Origin of the sequence: Pseudomonas sp. SIMBA_041 (assembly GCF_046535095.1) — a bacterium.
GTDB classification, from domain to species: domain Bacteria; phylum Pseudomonadota; class Gammaproteobacteria; order Pseudomonadales; family Pseudomonadaceae; genus Aquipseudomonas; species Aquipseudomonas mucoides.
The window spans coordinates 1-349 of sequence record NZ_JAWRXJ010000095.1 but is presented as its reverse complement, the minus strand read 5'-3'; the positions used below and the strand labels follow the sequence as shown (position 1 = coordinate 349).

Here is a 349-nt window from a genome sequence, read left to right as displayed (position 1 = left end):
ACACGACTGCCGAGTGCATCAGCATGGACGCCGATGTCTGCAGAGCGTATGACACCGCGTGCGACCTCGCTGTGTCGATAGAGGCTCCGCAACTGTGCGCGGACATTTATGTGTTTGTGGACGGTAGCAAGCTGCAATTTGAAGCTCGGCGCATGACTGTTCTTTGACACTGGAAAATCAGGTTAATGGCGACGTAGCTCAGTTGGAAAGAGCCTTCTTTGTTTCGATGGTTTCCGTTCGAGGGGCCAGGCGGGAAGTTTGTGTCGCGGGTTCGAGTCCCGCCGTCGCCCCACTCAATGCTCGGGAAACGCCGGTCATGCTGGCAGAGGAAAAGTGGGGGGTGGCCGCG

1 tRNA gene is annotated in these 349 nt (G+C 57.6%); it reads left to right on the top strand.

What is annotated here, in order from left to right:
* The first annotated feature begins 187 nt into the window (after window positions 1-187).
* A tRNA-OTHER gene (locus SB725_RS30380) sits at window positions 188-290 on the top strand.
* Window positions 291-349: the final 59 nt, after the last annotated feature.